General features: G+C 73.7%; 15 protein-coding genes. 13 read left to right on the top strand and 2 right to left on the bottom strand.

Going from position 1 to position 20,194, the window contains the following annotated elements; translation table 11 throughout:
• Positions 1-5: 5 nt before the first annotated feature.
• On the bottom strand, positions 6-479 hold the full coding sequence (locus H9640_RS07685; RefSeq protein ID WP_191790132.1) for an Lrp/AsnC family transcriptional regulator: 474 nt from the start codon (positions 477-479) through the stop codon (positions 6-8).
• A gap of 159 nt (positions 480-638) precedes the next feature.
• Between H9640_RS07685 and pdhA the strand changes: the two genes are divergently transcribed.
• The 11 genes from pdhA (at position 639) to H9640_RS07740 (ending at position 14,180) form a co-directional block, all read left to right on the top strand.
• Positions 639-1,862 (top strand): pyruvate dehydrogenase (acetyl-transferring) E1 component subunit alpha, encoded by a 1,224-nt coding sequence (pdhA, locus tag H9640_RS07690; RefSeq protein ID WP_191790133.1) that lies wholly within the window; start codon positions 639-641, stop codon positions 1,860-1,862.
• The gene (locus tag H9640_RS07695) at positions 1,859-2,890 is read left to right on the top strand and encodes an alpha-ketoacid dehydrogenase subunit beta (RefSeq protein ID WP_191790134.1); all 1,032 of its coding nucleotides are present in this window, start codon (positions 1,859-1,861) and stop codon (positions 2,888-2,890) included. Before pdhA ends, H9640_RS07695 begins: the two co-directional genes overlap by 4 nt.
• On the top strand, positions 2,890-4,899 hold the full coding sequence (locus tag H9640_RS07700; RefSeq protein WP_191790135.1) for a 2-oxo acid dehydrogenase subunit E2: 2,010 nt from the start codon (positions 2,890-2,892) through the stop codon (positions 4,897-4,899). The genes H9640_RS07695 and H9640_RS07700 overlap by 1 nt, the downstream gene beginning before the upstream one ends.
• Before the next feature lie 17 nt (positions 4,900-4,916).
• The gene (locus H9640_RS07705) at positions 4,917-6,572 is read left to right on the top strand and encodes a carboxyl transferase domain-containing protein (protein WP_191790136.1); all 1,656 of its coding nucleotides are present in this window, start codon (positions 4,917-4,919) and stop codon (positions 6,570-6,572) included.
• A gap of 5 nt (positions 6,573-6,577) precedes the next feature.
• A complete protein-coding gene (locus H9640_RS07710; protein ID WP_191790137.1) occupies positions 6,578-8,767 on the top strand; it encodes an ATP-binding protein in 2,190 nt (729 codons plus the stop codon).
• Positions 8,764-9,948, top strand: coding sequence for an acyl-CoA dehydrogenase family protein (locus H9640_RS07715; RefSeq protein ID WP_191790138.1), 1,185 nt, complete (start codon positions 8,764-8,766; stop codon positions 9,946-9,948). The genes H9640_RS07710 and H9640_RS07715 overlap by 4 nt, the downstream gene beginning before the upstream one ends.
• A 106-nt stretch (positions 9,949-10,054) precedes the next feature.
• The gene (locus H9640_RS07720; RefSeq protein ID WP_191790139.1) at positions 10,055-10,609 is read left to right on the top strand and encodes a MaoC family dehydratase; all 555 of its coding nucleotides are present in this window, start codon (positions 10,055-10,057) and stop codon (positions 10,607-10,609) included.
• Positions 10,606-11,508, top strand: a complete 903-nt coding sequence (locus tag H9640_RS07725) for an HpcH/HpaI aldolase/citrate lyase family protein (RefSeq protein ID WP_191790140.1) — start codon at positions 10,606-10,608, stop codon at positions 11,506-11,508. Before H9640_RS07720 ends, H9640_RS07725 begins: the two co-directional genes overlap by 4 nt.
• A 116-nt stretch (positions 11,509-11,624) precedes the next feature.
• Positions 11,625-12,305: a CoA transferase subunit A gene (locus H9640_RS07730; protein WP_404821891.1), complete on the top strand. Its 681-nt coding sequence runs from the start codon at positions 11,625-11,627 to the stop codon at positions 12,303-12,305.
• Between the two features lies 1 nt (position 12,306).
• Complete coding sequence (locus tag H9640_RS07735) at positions 12,307-13,023, top strand: 3-oxoacid CoA-transferase subunit B (protein WP_191790142.1); 717 nt, start codon at positions 12,307-12,309, stop codon at positions 13,021-13,023.
• A complete protein-coding gene (locus H9640_RS07740; protein WP_191790143.1) occupies positions 13,020-14,180 on the top strand; it encodes an acetyl-CoA C-acyltransferase in 1,161 nt (386 codons plus the stop codon). The genes H9640_RS07735 and H9640_RS07740 overlap by 4 nt, the downstream gene beginning before the upstream one ends.
• 24 nt (positions 14,181-14,204) lie before the next feature.
• Here H9640_RS07740 and H9640_RS07745 read toward each other — a convergent pair whose 3' ends face one another.
• On the bottom strand, positions 14,205-17,072 hold the full coding sequence (locus tag H9640_RS07745; RefSeq protein WP_225226861.1) for a lysylphosphatidylglycerol synthase transmembrane domain-containing protein: 2,868 nt from the start codon (positions 17,070-17,072) through the stop codon (positions 14,205-14,207).
• A 225-nt stretch (positions 17,073-17,297) separates the two neighbouring features.
• On the opposite strand from H9640_RS07745, the gene H9640_RS19430 reads away from it, so the two are divergent.
• Both H9640_RS19430 and H9640_RS07755 read left to right on the top strand, forming a co-directional pair.
• Complete coding sequence (locus tag H9640_RS19430; RefSeq protein ID WP_191790144.1) at positions 17,298-18,221, top strand: HdeD family acid-resistance protein; 924 nt, start codon at positions 17,298-17,300, stop codon at positions 18,219-18,221.
• 284 nt (positions 18,222-18,505) lie between these two features.
• Positions 18,506-20,149, top strand: coding sequence for an ABC transporter substrate-binding protein (locus tag H9640_RS07755; protein ID WP_191790145.1), 1,644 nt, complete (start codon positions 18,506-18,508; stop codon positions 20,147-20,149).
• Positions 20,150-20,194 lie beyond the last annotated feature (45 nt).

Genomic DNA, 20,194 nt, shown 5'->3' on the forward strand with positions numbered 1-20,194 from the left:
CAGTCCTAGAGGGTCTTGCGTGCCCGCTCGATCAGGGGCCGCACCCGGTACGGGATGAGCTCTCCCATCGAGAGCGACGTCTCGGTGCGCTCGACCCCGTCGATCGCGAGGATCGCCGCGTCGATGCGGAACAGGTGGTCCGTGGTGCGGCACGCGACCAGCACCCGCAGGTCGGAGGTGCCGCTGCGCCCGTGCGCCTGGAGCACCTCGGGGATCTCCGCGAGCGTCGCCACGATGCGGCTGAGCTCCTTCTGCTTGACCTCGACCTCGATGAACGCGGTCAGGGGGTGGCCCAGGAACTCCGGGCTGATGCGCCGGTCGAAGTCGAGGAACGCCCCGGCCTCCTCGAGGTGGGCCATGCGTGCGTGCACCGTGTTCCGTGAGAGCCGCAGGCGCTCGGCCAGCGCGACGATCGTGCCGCGCGGGTCCTTCGCGAGCGCGACGAGGAGATCGAGGTCGACGGCATCGTAGCTGCGCACAGTGTTCAGCCTAGCCCGACATCCGGGAGCAGAACGCGCAGCCTTCTCGCGATGACTGGAGCCATGTGCGGGGTGGGGTTACGTTCGCGGTATCCGGTGCTCGACGGTGAGCGGCGGGGTGCTCGACGACGAGCACGGGAGCAGACGCGAGGTGACGCGATGACGCCCAGCAAGGTGGACAGCCGTGTCGAGCCGCGGACGACACAGGACGTCGTCCAGGTGCTCGACGAGGCCGGTGCACGCCACGGATCGGCGGAGCAGGACCGGTGGCTGGAAGGACTCGACGCAGACCCCGCGTCGGCCCTTCGACTGTACGAGGACATGGTCGTGGTGCGTCGGATCGACGCCGAGGCCACGGCTCTCCAGCGGCAGGGCGAGCTCGCGCTGTGGCCCCCGCTGCTGGGGCAGGAGGCCGCGCAGATCGGCTCGGGCCGGGCGTTGCGTCCCGACGACTTCGTGTTCTCGAGCTACCGCGAGCACGCCGTGGCGTACACGCGGGGGGTCGCCCTCGTGGACCTCGTGCGGGTGTGGCGCGGCGTGACGGCGTCGGGCTGGGACCCGTACGCCGTGAACATGGCGACGCCGCAGGTCATCATCGGCGCGCAGACGTTGCACGCGACGGGCTACGCGATGGGCATCCAGAACGACGGGGCCGACGCCGTAGCGGTCGCCTACCTGGGCGACGGGGCCATGAGCCAGGGCGACGTCAACGAGGCGTTCGTGTTCGCCGCGACCTACCGGTCGCCCGTGGTGTTCCTGTGCCAGAACAACCAGTGGGCCATCTCCGAGCCCGTGGCGCTCCAGTCGCCCGTGCCGCTCGTGGACCGCGCCGCGGGCTTCGGCCTCCCGGGCGTGCGCGTCGACGGGAACGACGTCCTCGCGGTGCACGCCGTGACCCTCGAGGCCCTCGACCGGGCCCGCACGGGCGGCGGTCCCACGTTCATCGAGGCCGTGACCTACCGCATGGGCCCGCACACCACGGCCGACGACCCCACGCGGTACCGCGACCCCGCCGAGCTCGAGACGTGGGCCGGGCGCGACCCGATCTCCCGCTACCGGGCTTACCTCACGGACCGCGGCCTGCTGACCGAGGACGAGGAGACGCGCGTCCAGGGTGCCGCCGACCGGGCCGCGGCCGAGCTGCGTGCCGGGTGCATCGGGCTGGAGGACCCGTCGGCGCTCTCGATCTTCGACCACGTGTACGCCGAGCCGCACGCGGCGCTCGCGGCCGAGCGGGCCGCGTACGCGCAGTACCTGGAGGGGTTCGCCGACCCTGCGGGGTCCGAGGACGGTGACGGCGCCGCCTCGACCGGCGCCGCCGCACCCGAGGTCGCGGGCACCCGCGCCCTCGGCTCTCCCGACGCGAAGGACGGTGCCCGATGACCACGCTGACGCTCGCCAAGGCCCTCAACGCAGGCCTGCGCCGCTCGCTCGCGACCGACGACAAGGTCGTCGTCATGGGGGAGGACGTCGGCCGCCTCGGCGGCGTGTACCGGGTCACGGACGGCCTCCAGACCGAGTTCGGCCCCCGTCGCGTGCTCGACACGCCGCTCGCGGAGTCGGGCATCCTCGGCACGGCCGTGGGGCTCGCGTACCGCGGCTACCGACCCGTGTGCGAGATCCAGTTCGACGGGTTCGTGTACGTCGCGTTCGACCAGATCGTGTCCCAGCTCGCCAAGATGCACGCCCGCACGGGCGGCGCGGTGCGCCTGCCGATCACGATCCGCATCCCCGTGGGCGGCGGCCTGGGGGCGGCCGAGCACCACTCGGAGTCGCCCGAGGCGTACTTCGCGCACACCGCGGGCCTGCGCGTCGTGACCGTCTCCGACCCGCAGGACGCGTACACCGTGCTCCAGCAGGCCATCGCGTGCGACGACCCGGTCGTCTTCTTCGAGCCCAAGCGGCGCTACCACCTCAAGGGCGAGGTCAACGAGGCGGCGGACCTGCGCTCGGCCGACCCCATGGACGCGGCGCGCGTCGTCGTGCCCGGGACCGACGTCACCCTGGTGACGTTCGGGTCGCTCGTGACGACGGCCCGGGACGCCGCGGTCGCGGCCGCCGACGAGGGCGTCTCGATCGAGGTCGTGGACCTGCGTTCGCTCTCGCCGATCGACCACGCGACGGTCGCGGCGTCGGTCCGCAAGACGGGTCGGCTGGTCGTCACGCACGAGGCCCCGCACCAGGCAGGCCTGGGCGCCGAGGTCGCGGCCGCGGCGACCGAGCGCTGCTTCGACCACCTCGAGGCCGCGCCGGTGCGCGTCACGGGGCACGACGTCCCGTACCCCCCGGCCAAGGCCGAGCAGCACCAGGTCCCGGACCTGGACCGGATCCTCGACGGCGTGGACCGCGTCCTGGGGCGCGGGGCGTACGCGTCGTCGGAGTACGCAGCCTTCGAGGGGGTGGCACGGTGATGGCCACGCGCGAGTTCCTCCTGCCCGACCTCGGTGAGGGCCTCACCGAGTCCGACCTGGTGAGCTGGCACGTCGCCGCGGGCGACCGGGTCGAGCTCAACCAGGTCATCGCGGAGGTCGAGACGGCCAAGGCCCTGGTCGACCTCCCGTCGCCCTACGCGGGCGTCGTCACGGTCCTGCACGCCGAGCCGGGGCAGACGGTCAACGTCGGCGAGCCGCTCGTGACGTTCGAGGTCCCGGACGAGGCGGGGGTGTCGGGCGCAGTGCCCACCGCCGGGCGGTCGGCCGGCGGCGGGCGTGCGGCCCGCGGTGCCGGGAACCCGTCGCCTGACGGCGTCACCACCGATCGTTCGCCGGCGTCCCCGTCCGCCGTGGTCTCCACGCCCGACGGCGCCACGCCCGGCGGTCTCGCGGCCCACGGCGGCCAGGACGCGGCCGAGGAGGCGCCCCAGCCGAACCTCGTCGGGTACGGTGCGCGACCGGAACGATCGGGCCGACCCACGAGGCGAGCACGCCGGTCCCCGGCTCCGGCCGCTGCCGAGATGCGGCCAACTGGGGTCGAGAACAGGGTCAGCACCCCAGATGGCCGCATCTCGGCGGACGGGGTCGAGCACGGGCAGCTTTCCGACGACGACATGGCCGGAGCCGGAGCCGGTGCCGGCCCGGGGGCGGGGGCTGGTGCGAGCGCGGCAGCGGGCTCGAGTACCGGTATGCCCCCCATCGAGCGACCACGCTCGACCCCGCCCGTGCGCCGGCTGGCCAAGCAGCTCGGGGTCCACCTCGAACGGATCGTCGGGACCGGCGCTCGCGGGCTCGTGACCCGCGAGGACGTCCTCGCGGCGGTGAGCTGTGCGCAGGCCGGGTCCCGTGAGGGGACCGCAGCCGGGACGGGGCAGGGCGCGGTGTCCGGGCGACGTGCGGGCACGGGCAGGGAGCGCAACGGCGTCCACGGCCTCCCGAGCGACGCGTCGAGGGGACCGGCGTCCCGAGGCTTCGGCACCGCGGGCCCGCCCGACGAGTGGGACGACGACGACGAGGACGCTGCCGCTGCCGACGAGCCCACGCCCCGGACCACGGGCCGCCACTCACCGACCTCGCTGCGCGACATCCTCGGTCAGTCCGGGCTGGCCCGCGCGGCCTCCCGGCGCGCCGGAGGGTTCCCGCTGCCCGGAACGAGCGCCGCGCCGGCCGAGCCGGACGACAGGAGGGGAGCGGCGCCGTCGGGCCGGGCGGACAACGATGAGACCCGCACCCCCGTGCGCGGCGTGCGCAAGCACACCGCCGCCGCGATGGTCGCGAGCGCCTTCACCGCCCCCCACGCGACCGTGTTCCTCACGGTCGACGTCACGCCCAGCACCGAGCTCCTCGACCGCCTGCGGACCCACCCGCTCGCCCGCGGGACCAGGATCACGGTCCTGGCGCTCGTCGCTCGCGCGCTGTGCGTCGTGCTGCCGCGGCACCCCTCGCTCAACAGCCGGTGGGAGGACCTGCCCGACGGTGGCGCGGAGATCGTCCACAGCCCGCGCGTCCACCTGGGGACGGCGGTCGCGACCGAGCGCGGGCTCGTCGTGCCCCACGTGCCCGACGCGCACACGCTCGGGCTCACAGGACTCGCGCAGGCGCTCGCGGACCTCACCGCGACGGCCCGCAGCGGGCGCACCGCGCCCGAGCGGCTCACGGGCGGGACCATCACGATCACCAACGTCGGGGTGTTCGGCGTCGACGCCGGGACGCCGATCCTGGTCCCGGGGGAGGCCGCGATCCTGGGCGTCGGGGCCGTGCGGAAGCGCCCCTGGGAGCACGAGGGACAGGTCGCGCTGCGCGACGTCGTGACGCTGAGCCTGTCGTTCGACCACCGCGTGGTCGACGGCGAGCAGGGCGCCCGTTTCCTTTCCGAGCTCGGGGCGCTGCTCGCGGACCCGGCGCTCGCGCTGCTCCTGGTGGGCGACCCCGGCGACCCCGGTACCACCGGCGACCAGGGTCCGTCCCGGACGGGGGCGCCCTCGTGACCGCGACCCTGCCGACCATGCGCTCCCCAGGCGTCGGCGACGTCCTGGGGACGACGGTCGACCCGTTCTCTGCGGACGCCCGTGCCAACGACGTGGCGCAGCGTTCGCTCGTCGCCGGGCTGCGCGAGCGCACGGCCCGCGCCGCGCTCGGCGGCCCCGAGCCGTCGCGGGCCCGGCACGTCGCGCGCGGCAAGCTGCTGCCGCGCGAGCGCGTCGAGCACCTGCTCGACGAGGGCAGCCCGTTCCTGGAGATCGCACCGCTCGCGGCCGAGGGGATGCTGGGCGGCGAGTGGCCCGGGGCGGGCGTGATCGCGGGGATCGGGGTCGTCGAGGGGCGCCAGGTCCTGGTCGTGTGCAACGACGCGACGGTCAAGGGCGGCACGTACCACCCGCTCACGGTCAAGAAGCACCTGCGGGCGCAGGAGATCGCGCTCGAGAACCGGCTGCCGTGCATCTACCTCGTCGACTCGGGCGGCGCGTTCCTGCCGCTCCAGGCCGAGGTCTTCCCCGACCGCGACCACTTCGGCCGCATCTTCTACCACCAGGCCCGGCTCTCGGCCGCGGGCGTCCCGCAGATCGCGGCGGTCCTGGGCTCGTGCACCGCGGGCGGCGCGTACGTGCCCGCGATGAGCGACGAGACGGTGATCGTGCGGAACCAGGGCACGATCTTCCTCGGCGGCCCGCCGCTCGTGAAGGCCGCGATCGGTGAGGTCGTCACGGCCGAGGAGCTGGGTGGCGGCGACCTGCACGCGCGCCGCTCGGGCGTCACCGACCACCTGGCGGAGGACGACGAGCACGCGCTCGCGATCGTGCGCCGCATCGTCTCGACGCTCCCGCCCGACCCGGCGCCCGCGTGGGCGGTCCACGAGAGCGCCCCGCCGGTCGTCGGGCAGGACGACCCGGGCGGCCCCGGCGAGAGCCTGTACGGCGCGGTGCCGGTCGACGTCCAGGCGCCGTACGACGCGCGCGAGATCGTCGCGCGGCTCGTCGACGGCAGCGTGTTCCACGAGTTCAAGCGCGAGTACGGCGACACCCTGGTCACGGGGTTCGCGCACCTGCACGGGCACCCCGTGGGGATCGTCGCGAACAACGGGGTCCTGTTCAGCCCGTCGGCGCTCAAGGGCGCGCACTTCGTCGAGCTGTGCGACCAGCGCGGCATCCCGCTCGTGTTCCTGCAGAACATCTCGGGGTTCATGGTCGGCACCGACGCCGAGGCCGGGGGCATCGCCAAGGACGGCGCCAAGATGGTCACGGCCGTCGCGACGACGCGCGTGCCCAAGCTGACGGTCGTGGTCGGCGGGTCGTTCGGGGCGGGCAACTACTCGATGTGCGGGCGCGCGTACTCGCCGCGCTTCCTGTGGTCGTGGCCCGCGAGCCGGATCTCGGTCATGGGCGGCCCGCAGGCCGCGTCGGTGCTCGCGACGGTCAAGGCCGACCAGCTCGCGGCGCGCGGCGAGCAGTGGGCGCCCGACGACGAGGCCGCCTTCCGCGAGGACATCCGTTCGCGCTACGAGGAGCAGGGCGACCCGTACTACGCGACGGCCCGACTCTGGGACGACGGCGTCATCGACCCCGCCGACACGCGCCGCGTGCTGGGGCTCGCGCTCGACGTGTGCGCCCGCACGCCCCTGGCACCGACCGAGGGCCCGCGCTTCGGGCTCTTCAGGATGTGAGGGCCATGCTCCCGCTGCGCACCCCCACCCCGGGCTCGCGCCCCTTCGGCACGGTCCTCGTCGCCAACCGTGGCGAGATCGCGTGCCGCATCATCGGGACGCTGCGCCGCCTCGGCATCCGCTCGGTCGCGGTCCACAGCGACGCCGACGCCGGCGCGCGCCACGTGTCCCTCGCCGACGTCGCGGTACGCATCGGCCCGGCCGCCGCGACGGGGTCGTACCTGAGCGTGCCCGCGATCATCGACGCGGCCCGCGCGACGGGCGCCAACGCGATCCACCCCGGCTACGGCTTCCTGTCCGAGAACCCCGAGCTCGCGCGGGCCTGCGCGGCCGCGGGCATCGTGTTCGTCGGGCCCAGTGTCGCGGCGCTCGAGGCCATGGCCGACAAGATCACGGCCAAGGAGATCGTCGCGGCGCGCGGTGTCCCGGTCGTGCCGGGCAGCACGGGCCGTGACCCCGCGACCGGCCAGGCGCTCGACGACGAGGCCCTCGCCCGGGCTGCGCGCGACGTCGGCTTCCCGCTGCTCGTCAAGCCCTCGGCGGGCGGCGGCGGCAAGGGCATGCAGGTCGTGACCTCGGCCGACGACCTCCCGGCCGCGCTCGCGAGCGCCCGCCGCGTCGCGACCCGGTCGTTCGGCGACGGCACGCTGCTCGTCGAGCGCCTCGTCGCCCGACCGCGCCACATCGAGGTGCAGGTGCTCGCGGACTCGCGCGGCGCCGTCGTGCACCTGGGGGAGCGCGAGTGCTCGCTCCAGCGTCGCCACCAGAAGGTCGTCGAGGAGGCGCCGTCGCCGCTGCTCGACGCCGCGACGCGCGCCCGCATCGGGGAGGCCGCGTGCGAGGTCGCGCGCGGCGTCGACTACGAGGGCGCCGGGACGGTCGAGTTCCTCGTGCCTGCCGACGACCCGGCGACGTTCTTCTTCATCGAGATGAACACGCGCCTGCAGGTCGAGCACCCCGTGACGGAGATGGTCACGGGCCTCGACCTGGTCGAGGCCCAGCTCCGCGTCGCAGCGGGAGAGGCGTTGGGGTTCGCGCAGGAGGACGTCGTGCTGGTGGGCCACGCGGTCGAGGCCCGCGTCTACGCCGAGTCCCCGGCGCGCGGCTTCCTGCCCGCGACGGGCGAAGTCCTCGCGCTCACCGAGCCCGACGGCGCCGGGTGGCGTCTCGACAGCAGCCTCGCCGAGGGCGTGGACGTCGGGGGCGACTACGACCCGCTGCTCGCGAAGGCCGTCGCGCACGGCGCCGACCGCGCCCAGGCGCTCGACCGGCTCGACGGCCTGCTCGGGGAGACGGTCGTGCTGGGCGTCGACACGAACATCGGCTTCCTGCGGGCGCTCCTCGCGTCCCCGGACGTCCGGGCGGGGGACCTCGACACGGGGCTCATCGAGCGGTTCGTCGCGGACGGCGGAGTCCCGCCGGAGGCCGCGGCCGAGGGCGACCTCGTGGCGGTCGCGCTGTTCTCGCTCGCGGGGTCGGACGCTCGCGGCGCCACGCCGCACGCGACCGGCCAGTGGGGCGTCGGCGACGGCTGGCGGCTCAACGCCGCGCCCCGCCCGCGCCGGGTCGCGCTGCTCGCCCCGGCCGACGAGCCTCACGAGGTGACCGTGACGGGGGACGCGAGCGACGCCGTCGTGCACGTGGACGACGGCGAGCCCCGGCATGCCTCGCTGACACCGGTCGCGGGGCACGCGTGGCGGTTGGTCGTGGACGGCACGGGCGAGCCCGTGCACCTCGCGACCGGCCCCGACGGGAGCGTCTGGCTCGCGCGCGACGGCCGGGTGGTCCAGGTCGCCGTCCCGACGCGCGCCGAGCGCCTCGCGCGACGCGCCGCCGCCCGCCCTGACGGGTCCGACCGACCGGACGCCCCCCTGAGCCCCGACGTCCGCGCGGGCATGCCCGGCACGGTCGTCGCGGTCGCCGTCACCGACGGCGAGAGCGTCGCCGCGGGCACGGTCCTCGTCGTGGTCGAGGCCATGAAGATGGAGCACCCGCTCACGGCGCCGCACGCGGGCGTCGTGCGGCTCACGGCCCGCCCAGGTGACCTGGTGCGGCGCGACGAGGTGGTCGCCCGCGTCGAACCACGGCCCGACGACGACGCCCCCGTCCCGGCCGACGGGTCCGCGATCCTGCAGCACCCCCAGGCCGACATCCCGGCCGTCCCCGTCCCCTCCCACACCCCAGGAGCGCCATGAACACCGAGCTCACCGACGAGCAGCGCAAGCTCAGCGACACCGTGCGCGAGTTCGCGGACACCGTCGTCGCGCCCGCGGCGTACACGTACGACACCGAGCGCCGCCTGCCGCTCGACATCATCCGCGAGATGGGCGACCTGGGGCTCTTCGGCCTGCCGTTCCCCGTCGAGCACGGCGGCCAGGGCAAGGACTACCTGTCGCTGTGCCTCGCGGTCGAGGCGCTCGCGCGCGTCGACCAGAGCATCGCGGTGACCCTGGAGGCCGGTGTGGGGCTCGGGATCATGCCGATCGTGCGGCACGGGACCGCGGAGCAGCGCGAGCGGTGGCTGCCGGACCTCGTCACGGGGCGGGCCCTCGCGGCATTCGGGCTGACCGAGGCCGAGGCGGGCTCCGACGCGGGCGCCACCCGCACGACGGCGCGGCACGAGCCCGGCCCGGACGGCGGCGGCGGGGTGTGGGTCATCGACGGCAGCAAGCAGTTCATCACCAACTCCGGGACGCCCATCACGAGCGTCGTCACGGTCACCGCCGTCACCGCGGAAGAGGTGCGCGCCGACGGGACGGTGAAGAAGGAGCTGTCGTCGATCCTCGTGCCGTCCGGGACGGCCGGGTTCACGGTCGGGCCGGCGTACGACAAGGTCGGGTGGCACACGTCCGACACGCACCCCCTGACGTTCGAGGACGTCCGGGTCCCCACGGCGAACCTCCTGGGCGAGCTGGGCCGCGGGTACGCGAACTTCCTGCACGCCCTCGACGAGGGGCGCATCGCGTTCGCGGCGCTCGCCACGGGCGCCGCCCAAGGGTGCCTGGAGGAGGCGCTGCGGTACGCGCGGACGCGCAACGTCTTCGGACGCGACATCGGCTCGAACCAGCACATCGCGTTCACGCTCTCGCGCATGGCGGCCCGCGTCCACCAGGCGCGGCTCTGCTACTACGACGCGGCCTCGAAGCTCGCGAACGACGTCCCGTTCAAGGTCGAGGCGTCCATGGCGAAGCTCGTGGGCAGCGAGGCGGCCATGGCGAACGCGCGCGACGCGGCGCAGATCTTCGGCGGCTACGGCTTCCTGAACGAGAACCCGGTGGCTCGCCACTACCGGGACTCCAAGGTGCTCGAGATCGGGGAGGGGACGTCCGAGGTGCAGCTCATGATCATCGCGCGCGGGCTGGGCCTCACGGCCTAGGCCGGGTGCCGAGAACGAGGTTGAGGCCGGCAACCTGCCCAGAACGACCGCAACCTCGTTCTCGGCAGCCCGGGACACACAGCAGACCAGCAGGAAGGAGTGCAGGATGCGGGAGATCGTGCAGCGCGGGCTCTACTACGACGAGCTCGACGAGGAGGTCCGCTACGTCCACCGCCCGGGGCGCACGCTGACCGAGGCCGACAACGTGCTCTTCACGACGCTGACCATGAACACGCAGTCGCTCCACCTCGACGCGGCGTGGGCCGCCGACCAGCCCTTCGGACAGCGGCTCGTGAACTCGATGCTCACGCTCTCGACGCTCGTCGGGGCCTCGGTCGCGCAGCTCACGCAGGGCACGATCGTCGCCAACCTCGGGTTCGCCGAGGTCGCGTTCCCGCACCCGGTGTTCCACGGCGACACCCTGTACTCCTCGACCGTGGTGCTCGAGAAGCGGCCGTCCGCCTCACGACCCGGGCAGGGTGTCGTGACGTTCGAGCACCGGGGGCACAACCAGGACGGCGTGCTCGTGGCGCGGGCCGTGCGGTCGACGCTCGTGTGGACGCGAGCGGCGCACGAGGCGGCCCTCGCCACGACCGCCGCACAAGGCGGGCCCGACGCGGTGGCGCGCGACGTCGTCGGGCAGGAGGGCGGTGCACCGTGACGACCTTCGACCTGGGGCCCGCGCTCCTCTTCTGCCCCGCCGACCGGCCCGACCGCTACCGCAAGGCCGCGGACCGTGCCGACGCCGTGATCCTCGACCTCGAGGACGCCGTCGCGCCGGACCGCAAGGCCGCGGCGCGCGACGCGCTCCTCGCCGAACCCCTCGACCCGGCGCGGACCGTCGTGCGCGTCAACGCGGTCGGGACCCCGGAGCACGCAGCCGACCTGGCCGTGCTCGCCCGCACCGCCTACCGGACCGTCATGGTCCCCAAGGCCGACGAGCGGCTGCCGCTCGACGTGGGCGGGCTGCGCGTCGTCGCGCTGTGCGAGACGGCCGCGGGCGTGCTGGCCGCACCCGAGCTCGCCCGTCGGCCCGGCGTCGTCGCCCTCATGTGGGGTGCCGACGACCTGGTCGCGTCGCTCGGTGGGACGTCGAGCCGGTTCCCCGACGGGACCTACCGGGACGTCGCCCGCGCCGCCCGCTCCGCGGTGCTGCTCGCCGCGGGGGCCGCGGGCGTCGCCGCGATCGACGCGGTGCACCTCGCGATCGACGACCTCGACGGCCTGCGCGACGAGGCGCTCGACGCCGCAGCCGTCGGCTTCGCCGCGACCGCGTGCATCCACCCCTCGCACGTGCCGGTCGTCCGGGCCGCGTACGCGCCCCCGCCGGGCGCCGTCGCGGCCGCCCGTTCGCTGCTCGCCGCGGCCACCGGACACGACGGCGTGTTCGTGCACGACGGCGTGATGATCGACGGCCCCTCGCTGCGGCACGCCGAGGCCGTGCTGCGACGGGCGCGCCTGGCCGGTGCTGCCGACGCCGCCACCGCGGCCACACCGTCCGACGCAGCCGCCGACCGCTCAGCACCCGAGTCCCTCCGCACAGGAAGCAGGCCGACATGACGACCGACGGAACCCGGCCGGCGAGCGCCCCGGCCTCCGGGAAGACCCCGCGCGCGCCGGGCGTCACCCACCTCCCCGACGCGGCCACCGCGCTCGACGGCCTGCTGCACGACGGCATGACGATCGCGGTCGGCGGGTTCGGTCTGTGCGGCATCCCGGCCGACCTCATCGAGGCCGTGCGCGACTCGGGCGTGCGCGGGCTCACCGTGGTGTCCAACAACATGGGCGTCGACGGCAAGGGGCTCGGGCTGCTGCTCGAGAGCGACCAGGTCGACAAGGTCCTGTCGTCCTACGTGGGCGAGAACAAGCTGTTCGCGCAGCGGTACCTCGACGGCGACCTCGAGGTCGAGTTCGTGCCGCAGGGCACGCTCGCCGAGCGGCTGCGCGCGGGGGGCGCCGGCATCCCCGCGTTCTACACCGCCACGGGCGTCGGGACACCGGTCGCCGAGGGCAAGCCCGTCGAGGAGTTCGACGGGCGCCGCTACGTCCTGGAGCGCGGCATCGTCGCGGACCTGGCCCTGGTGCACGCGCACCGCGCCGACCTCTGGGGCAACCTCACGTACCGGTTCACGGCCCGGAACTTCAACCCGCTCGTCGCGACCGCCGGGCGCGTCACCGTGGTCGAGGCCGAGCTCGTCCTGGACGAGCCCCTCGACCCCGACGTCGTCGTCACGCCCGGGATCTTCGTCGACCGGCTCGTGCCCGCGCGGCCACGGGTCAAGGACATCGAGCAGCGCACGGTGCGGCCGCAGGCGGTCGCGGTCGGCGCGCCGACAGCCGCAGGAAAGGACGCCTGACATGCCCTGGGACCGGGACGAGATGGCCGCGATCGCCGCGGCCGAGCTGCACGACGGCGACTACGTGAACCTCGGGATCGGCATCCCCACGCTCGTCGCGAACCACCTGCCGCCCGGCGTGTCCATCACGCTGCAGAGCGAGAACGGGATGCTGGGCATCGGGCCGTTCCCGGTCGAGGGCGACGAGGACGCCGACCTGATCAACGCGGGCAAGCAGACCGTCACGGCCCTGCCCGGTGCGAGCTACTTCGACTCGGCGACGTCGTTCGCCATGATCCGCGGCGGTCACGTCGACATCGCGATCCTCGGGGCCCTGGAGGTCTCCGAGACGGGGGACCTGGCCAACTGGACCGTGCCCGGCAGGCTGGTCAAGGGCATGGGCGGGGCCATGGACCTCGTCGCGGGCACGCCCCGGATCGTCGTGCTCATGGACCACGTCGCGCGTGACGGGTCGCCCAAGCTCCGGCACGAGTGCGCGCTGCCGCTCACGGGCGAGGGCGTGGTGGACCGGATCATCACGGACCGCGCGGTCTTCGACGTCCTGCCCGGTCCCGACGACCTAGGTCGTCACCTCGTGCTGCGCGCCGTCGCGCCCGGCGTGACGCTCGACGAGGTGCGGGACGTGACCGAGGCGAGCTACGTCGTCGGGCTGGAAGAACCGGGCGACCCTGCCGGAGTTCCCACACAGTCCCGCACCGGACACCAGGAGGAGTCATGACCGTCGTCGTGGGGTACGCGCGCACCCCGTTCGTGCGCTTCAACGGGGCCTTCGCGACCGTGCCCGCCGCGGTCCTCGGAGCCCACGCGCTGGGCGCGGCGCTCGCGGACGCGAGGCTCACGCCCGACGACGTCGAGCTCGTCCTCGCCGGGCAGGTGCTCCAGGGCGGGGCCGGCCAGAACCCGGCACGGCAGGCCGCCGTCGGCGCCGGCGTGCCCTTCTCCGTACCCGCGATGACGCTCAACGCGGTGTGCCTGTCCGGCATGGAGGCCGTGGTGCAGGCGCACCGGCTGATCACCGCGGGCGAGGCGCACGTCGTCGTGGCCGTGGGGCAGGAGTCCATGAGCCTCGCGCCGCACGCGTGGGTCGGGTCGCGCGCGGGCCAGAGGTTCGGCGACGTGACCCTCGTGGACACGCTCGCGCACGACGGGCTGCGCGACGCGTTCGAGCAGGAGTCGATGGGGCTCAGCACCGAGCGGCACGGCGAGGGGCTCGCGATCGGCCGGGAGGCGCAGGACGCGTTCGCGGCGTCGTCGCACGCGCGGGCCGCCGCGGCCGCGGACTTCCTGCGGGGCGAGATCGCGCCCTTCCAGACGCCCGGGCGCGGCGGCCGGCTCGTCGACGCGGACGACGGCGTACGCGCCGACACCACGGTCGAGGTCCTGGCGCGGCTGCGCCCCGCCTTCCGTGAGGACGGCACCATCACGGCCGGGAACGCCTCGCAGATCTCCGACGGCGCCGCGGCCCTCGTGCTCGTGAGCGACGAGGAGGCCGCACGGCGGGGCCTGACCGGCGCGCGCCTCCTGGGGCACGCGCTCGTCGCCGGGCCCGACGTCTCGCTGCACGCGCAGCCCGCGAACGCGATCCGTGCGGCCTGCGGGCGCGCCGGCCTCGCGGTCGACACGCTGTCCGCGATCGAGATCAACGAGGCCTTCGCCGCGGTGGCCATCGCGTCGACGGACCTCCTGGGCGTCGATCCCGCGATCGTCGACGCCAACGGGGGTGCCATCGCGCTCGGGCACCCCATCGGGGCGTCGGGCGCGCGGATCGTGGGTCACCTCGCGCGGCGGCTCGCGGCGCTCGGCGGCGACGCCGTGGGCGCGGCGGCGCTGTGCGGCGGCGGGGGCCAGGGCTCGGCGGTGGTGCTGCAGGGGTAGCGGCTACCGCCCGACGACCAGCTGCTACAGGTCGCCCTTGCGCTGCAGGTAGCGCATGGCGCCCCAGCCGATCGGGATGCGGGCCCAGTAGGTCGCGAGGCGGAAGAGGAACGTCGCCGACGTGGCGAGCGCGGGCGGGATGCCGGCCGCCGTCAGGCCGACGATGAGCGCCCCCTCGATCGCACCCAGGCCACCGGGTGTCGGGACGGCTGCGCCCGCCGCGTTGCCGACCAGGTAGATCACGGCCACGTCGACGAGCGCGAGCTCCTGGCCGAACGCCGCGAGGGCCGCGTCGAACGCGAGCACGTAGCCGAGGGTCATGACGATGTTCCCGCCGAAGCCGAGGGCCAGTCGGCCCGGCTGGCTGAGCATCTCGGACAGACGCGGCCACACCTGCTGGACGGTCGGCCGGATCTTGGCGAGCACCCAGCGCCGCACCGCAGGGACGAGCAGCGTCGCGATGACAGCGAGGGCCACCCCGGTGATGGCGAGCAGGACCGTGGTCGAGGGCAGCTTGATGAGTCCGCCCGACCGGGCCGTCATCGACAGGACTACCAGCAGCAGGATCGTGATGACGAACTGCGACACCTGCACCAGGGCGACGGTCGCGACGGCCATGGGCGTCGACACGCCGCGCTTGGTGAGCATGCGCAGGTTGAGCGCCGCGGGCCCGATCCCGGCCGGGGCCGCGAGGGCCACGAACGACCCGGCCATCTGGGTCAGCGTCGCCCGCATCATGGGCAGCTTGACGGGCGAGAAGGCCACGAAGGTCAGGGCGGCGCCGAACCAGGTGAGGACGCCCAGCGCGAACGAGACGACCGCCCACCAGGGGTTGGCCTCGGAGACCGCCGCGGTGATCTGCTGGAAGTTCATGGTCGTGACGACCACGGTCACCGCGACGATCGTCAGGGTCAGCGTGATGATGGTCCGCGCCCCGAAGCGCGTGATGCGCTGGGGCTCGACGTCGGTCTCGGGGAGCCGCTCGACGAGCGCGGCGCGCAGGTCCTTGAAGAGCTCCTTGTTGGCGCGCATCTCCTCGCGCGTGCTGACGGGCAGCGCGATCGACTGGAGCAACGGGCCGATCGCCGCGATGTCCTCGCCCGGCAGCACGCTCACGGCCGAGGCCACGGCGCGCTCGGCACCCACGCGCAGCGCGAGGAGCGCGACCATCTGTGTGAGGTCCATGCGGCGCGACAGCTCGGAGGACGCGATGTCGCCCTGCTCCCAGCCGGTCAGCCAGACCTTGACCTCGGAGTCGTCGGGGATCTCCGTGCCGCTCCGGGGGCTCAGGTCGACGGCTGCGGACCCGGTGCCCGGTCCCGACCCGGCGGGGTGCGTCGCGGCCCCGCCGGGTTCGCCGCGGCTCACGAGCATGACGTCGGAGGTCAGCGCGCGGTGCGAGAGCCCGGCGTCGTGCGCGAGCTGGATCTGGTGCCAGGCCTCGGTGAGGACGGCGTCCGTGACCTCGTCGTCGGGCAGGTCGCGCAGCGACACGGCACCCACCGCGTGCTCCTGGACCAGGATCATCGAGTCGTCCGACTCGGCGACGCCGAGCAGTCGCGGCGTGCGGACGCCCGCGGCCCTCGCCGCGTAGGCGAGGAGGGCGGTGCGCTCGGCCACGGCCTTGAGCGAGATGGCGGCGCGTCCCTCGATGCCGCGCAGGCGCAGCGAGCGCCAGAGCCGGGTGAGGAAGCCGACCACCTGCCGGTCGCCGTCGAGCACGACGACGTCGCGGCGCACCCCGTCCTCGGTGAACATCGCGTAGACGCGGTTGTCCCCGGACCGGGCGAGGGCGATGGCGGCGGGGTCGGACGGTGCCTCGGCAGGTTCCACGACTCCTTCGCCCAGGGCGCCCGAGAGGTGGTCGCCCGTGATCCGCGCGTCGGCGGTCAGCGCCGAGTCCTCGTCGGACCCGGCGACCCGGACGACGCCGACGTGGACCTCGCCCGTGATCTCGCCGTCGGCGTTGACCTCGGTGATGGGGTCCTCGGCGGCCTCCGCGAGCTCGGCGGGCTGGGACACGTCGCGGACGCGCACGAGTGCGGTGGGCGAGTAGCCGGCCCGGCGGACGCCGTCCACCAGGTGCGGGCCGTAGGCGCGTTCGCTGCGGACGCCGGACACCCAGCGGACCGTGTTTCCCGCGATGCGGCCGAGCAGGAGCGTGATGATCGCACCAGGCAGGGACACCTGGGCCGTGATCAGGACGACGCCGAGCGCGATGAACAGCAGGTTCCAGGACCAGGCCACCGTCCGGCGTCGGGTGCGGGGACCCGCGGCGGTGAGGAGCCCGCTGATCGCGGCGACGTAGCCGGGGATGCTGAGCTGCCACTCGCCCCGGATCCGGACCGAGAGACCCTGGACGAGGTCGTCGGACCCGAACGTGAGCACCGAGTAGGTCACGGCGATGCCGAGGATCATGCCCAGCGCGGCGGCGGCGATCGACTCGACGACCTGCCGTCCGAGCTTGCGGATCCCCAGCTCGATGAGGACCGCCGTGGGGATCGCGAGGGTCACGAGACCTTCGAGGACCGCGACCGGGATGAACAGGATCCGCGCGAGGAGGTCGGAGAAGCCCTGGACGTCCTCGGCGACGCCTGCGGTGGTGCCGTGCGCGTACACGGACATGAACATGACGAGCGCGACGCCCAGCGCGCACAGCACGATCCCTACGAGGTCGCTGGGGTGGCGGACGCGCGACTCGGGGGTGTCGACGACCATGACGGTCGGGTCGGTGCCGTCGCCGGCGGGGCGCGGGGTCGTGAGGAACGAGCGGAACGAGCGGGGGTCCGGCGCGGGATGCTCGACGCCGGAGCGTGCCCCGACCTCGTGCACCTGCGGGCGCGGCCCGGCCGTCGCCGGAGGGCCGGCCGGGTCGTGAGCGCGCGCAGACATGCTTGCGAGTCTAGGGCTGAGGGTCCCGGGAGGCGCGGTATTACGCCACTTTCGGTCGGGTGATTTGCCCGTTTGGCCCCGGTGTTCCGGGTGCTTCGGCGCGCGAGTGTGACCAACGTCCAGCACGATGAACGCAGGCAGCGCTCCCACCTGACCTGCGACGACGAGGGTCGCGGACGTCCACGACCAGGTGCTCGGGCGCACGACGCGAACGGTGGTGGGCCCGTGGTGCAGAGCAGGGGCAGGGCGAGCGGCAGCGACGTGCACGAGCCGCCCAACGCGTTCAAGAACGTCTGGTGGCTCCCGGTGGTGCGCGGCGTGCTCCTGGTGGTCCTGGGCCTGCTGCTCATGATCGAGCCGCTCGAGGCGCTCGAGACGCTGCGCTGGGTGTTCGGGATCTTCCTCGTCGCCGACGCGGCCCTCGTCGCGGCCCAGGGGCTGGTGCACCGCAAGCAGGTGGGCTGGCGGTGGTGGCTCGCGCAGGCGGTCGTGGACCTGCTCTTCGGGGTCGCGATCATGTTCTGGCCCGACCTCAGCGCGACCGCGCTCTACTACGTCCTGGTCGTGTGGGTCCTGGTCCTGGGGATCACGGCGGTCGTCGGGGCGGCGGGGCTGGTGCGCAACCGGGACCTGGGGTGGCCGTGGATGCTCACGGTCGGCATCGTGTCGGCGCTGTTCGGCCTGCTGCTCGTCACGCGCCCGGTGGACGCGGGCGACGTCCTGAGCCTCACGGTCGTCGTGTTCGGGTTGTACGCGTTCGTCGCGGGAGCGATCCACGTGGTCTCGGGCTTCGGGGTCCGTTCGGTCGCACGTGAGCTCGCCGACCTGCGTGCCCGGGCGGTCGCGGCCGGTGTCGTCGTCACGGGCGGGTCGGTCCTGGGGGCCGGGCCGTCGGCCCCGGTGGTCGCGGAGGCGGCGGCGGCCCCCGCGCCGGTCCCGGGGGCGCCCTCCGGCCCGACGGCGGACCTCGCCCCGGGCAGGGACGTCGCGGGCGAGGTGGCCGGGTCGGGCGACGCGCCGACCGGCGACCCGCTCCCCGCCGGTGACCCGCTCCCCGCCGGTGACCCGCTCCCCGCCGGTGACCCGGACGAGGTGACCCGGCCGCGCGAGCCGGGCTCCGGCGTCGGGCAGGGGACGCCCCCTCGGTGAGAGGCCGGGATGACAGCGCTGCCACCACGACGCGTCGCACCGTGAAACGGCCGTGACGCACCGGAACGTACTCCTGGGTAACTTCACCCGTGTGATCTGTCTCACCATGTGGAGCATGGGGTTACGACCCGGTAACAACATCACCGGAACCGCACCATCTCGCCCTTCGGGGGTGCTTGACCGAAACAACGGTGTGTTAGACATCACGCACCTTGGTCACAGCGCCAGGTCGTGGGAGCGCCACCGCGCACCCACCTGACGACCCCGAAGAAGAGGTGTGACGGATGACGACCGTTTCCAGGAAGCGGCTCCTCGCCGCAACGGCGGGCATCGCCGTCGTGACGCTCACGCTCACGGCGTGCGGCGGCAGCGGCGGGAACGACGACGACGGCGGCGGCGCCGCGAGCGCCGGCGGCGCGCTGACCATCGGCACGACCGACAAGGTCACGACCCTCGACCCCGCGGGCTCCTACGACAACGGGTCCTTCGCGGTCATGAACCAGGTGTTCCCGTTCCTCCTGAACACCCCCTACGGCAGCCCTGACGTCGAGCCGGACATCGCCGAGTCCGCCGAGTTCACCGGCCCCACCGAGTACACCGTGAAGCTCAAGCCGGGCCTGAAGTTCGCCAACGGCAACGACCTCACGTCCTCCGACGTGAAGTTCACGTTCGACCGTCAGGTCGCGATCAACGACGAGAACGGCCCCGCCTCGCTGCTCTACAACCTGGACAGCGTCGCCGCGCCCGACGACACGACCGTCGTCTTCACGCTCAAGTCGCCCGACGACCAGGTCTTCCCGCAGATCCTGTCGAGCCCGGCCGGCCCCATCGTCGACGAGGACGTGTTCGCGGCCGACGCGCTGACACCCGACGCCGACATCGTCTCGGGCAAGGCGTTCGCCGGTCAGTACTCGATCGCGAAGTACGACTTCAACAACCTCATCTCCTACGAGGCCAACCCCGACTACCAGGGCGTGCTCGGCAAGGCCGCGACCGCCAAGGTCAACACCAAGTACTACGCCGACGCGTCGAACCTGAAGCTGGACATCCAGGAGGGCAACATCGACGTCGCCTTCCGCAGCCTGTCCGCGACCGACATCGACGACCTGCGGGGCAACGACAAGGTCGAGGTCGTCGACGGCCCCGGCGGCGAGATCCGCTACATCACGTTCAACTTCGACTCCCAGCCCTACGGCGCCAAGGCCGAGGGGGCAGACCCCGCCAAGGCCCTCGCCGTGCGCCAGGCCGTCGCGGACCTCATCGACCGCGAGGCCATCGCGAGCCAGGTCTACAAGGGCACCTACACGCCGCTGTACTCGTACGTCCCCGCAGGCCTGACCGGAGCGGTCGAGCCGCTCAAGGAGCTCTACGGCGACGGCCAGGGCGGACCCGACGCCGACAAGGCCAAGGCAGCCCTCGAGGCCGCCGGGGTCACGGTTCCCGTCGTGCTCGACCTGCAGTACAGCAACGACCACTACGGCCCGTCCTCGGGTGAGGAGTATGCGCTCATCAAGGACCAGCTCGAGGAGAGCGGCCTGTTCACGGTCAACCTGCAGACGACCGAGTGGGTCCAGTACGCCAAGGACCGCACCGCCGACGTCTACCCCGCGTACCAGCTCGGCTGGTTCCCGGACTACTCCGACGCCGACAACTACCTCACGCCGTTCTTCCTCCAGGAGAACTTCCTCGCGAACCACTACGACGACCAGGAGGTCAACGACCTGATCCTCCAGCAGGCCGCCACGCCCGACCCGGCAGCCCGCACGGCTCTCATCGAGGAGATCCAGGGCAAGGTCGCCGAGGACCTCTCGACCGTCCCCTACCTCCAGGGCGCGCAGGTCGCGGTCGTGGGCACCGGTGTCGAGGGGACCGAGAAGACGCTCGACGCGTCCTTCAAGTTCCGCTACGGAGCGCTCTCGAAGGGCTGACCCCACAGGCGCTCGGGGTGGTCCGGCCGACGATCGTCGTCGGCC

Origin of the sequence: Oerskovia gallyi, from assembly GCF_014836745.1 — a bacterium.
Taxonomy (GTDB): domain Bacteria; phylum Actinomycetota; class Actinomycetes; order Actinomycetales; family Cellulomonadaceae; genus Oerskovia; species Oerskovia paurometabola.

Bases quoted from the DNA above. Each gene is read 5' to 3' on its own strand.
- pdhA (WP_191790133.1), top strand. From the start codon at position 639: ATGACGCCCAGCAAGGTGGACAGCCGTGTCGAGCCGCGGACGACACAG.
- H9640_RS07695 (WP_191790134.1), top strand. From the start codon at position 1,859: ATGACCACGCTGACGCTCGCCAAGGCCCTCAACGCAGGCCTGCGCCGC.
- H9640_RS07700 (WP_191790135.1), top strand. From the start codon at position 2,890: ATGGCCACGCGCGAGTTCCTCCTGCCCGACCTCGGTGAGGGCCTCACC.
- H9640_RS07705 (WP_191790136.1), top strand. From the start codon at position 4,917: ATGCGCTCCCCAGGCGTCGGCGACGTCCTGGGGACGACGGTCGACCCG.
- H9640_RS07710 (WP_191790137.1), top strand. From the start codon at position 6,578: ATGCTCCCGCTGCGCACCCCCACCCCGGGCTCGCGCCCCTTCGGCACG.
- H9640_RS07715 (WP_191790138.1), top strand. From the start codon at position 8,764: ATGAACACCGAGCTCACCGACGAGCAGCGCAAGCTCAGCGACACCGTG.
- H9640_RS07720 (WP_191790139.1), top strand. From the start codon at position 10,055: ATGCGGGAGATCGTGCAGCGCGGGCTCTACTACGACGAGCTCGACGAG.
- H9640_RS07730 (WP_404821891.1), top strand. From the start codon at position 11,625: ATGACGATCGCGGTCGGCGGGTTCGGTCTGTGCGGCATCCCGGCCGAC.
- H9640_RS07735 (WP_191790142.1), top strand. From the start codon at position 12,307: ATGCCCTGGGACCGGGACGAGATGGCCGCGATCGCCGCGGCCGAGCTG.
- H9640_RS07740 (WP_191790143.1), top strand. From the start codon at position 13,020: ATGACCGTCGTCGTGGGGTACGCGCGCACCCCGTTCGTGCGCTTCAAC.
- H9640_RS07745 (WP_225226861.1), bottom strand. From the start codon at position 17,072: ATGTCTGCGCGCGCTCACGACCCGGCCGGCCCTCCGGCGACGGCCGGG.
- H9640_RS07755 (WP_191790145.1), top strand. From the start codon at position 18,506: ATGACGACCGTTTCCAGGAAGCGGCTCCTCGCCGCAACGGCGGGCATC.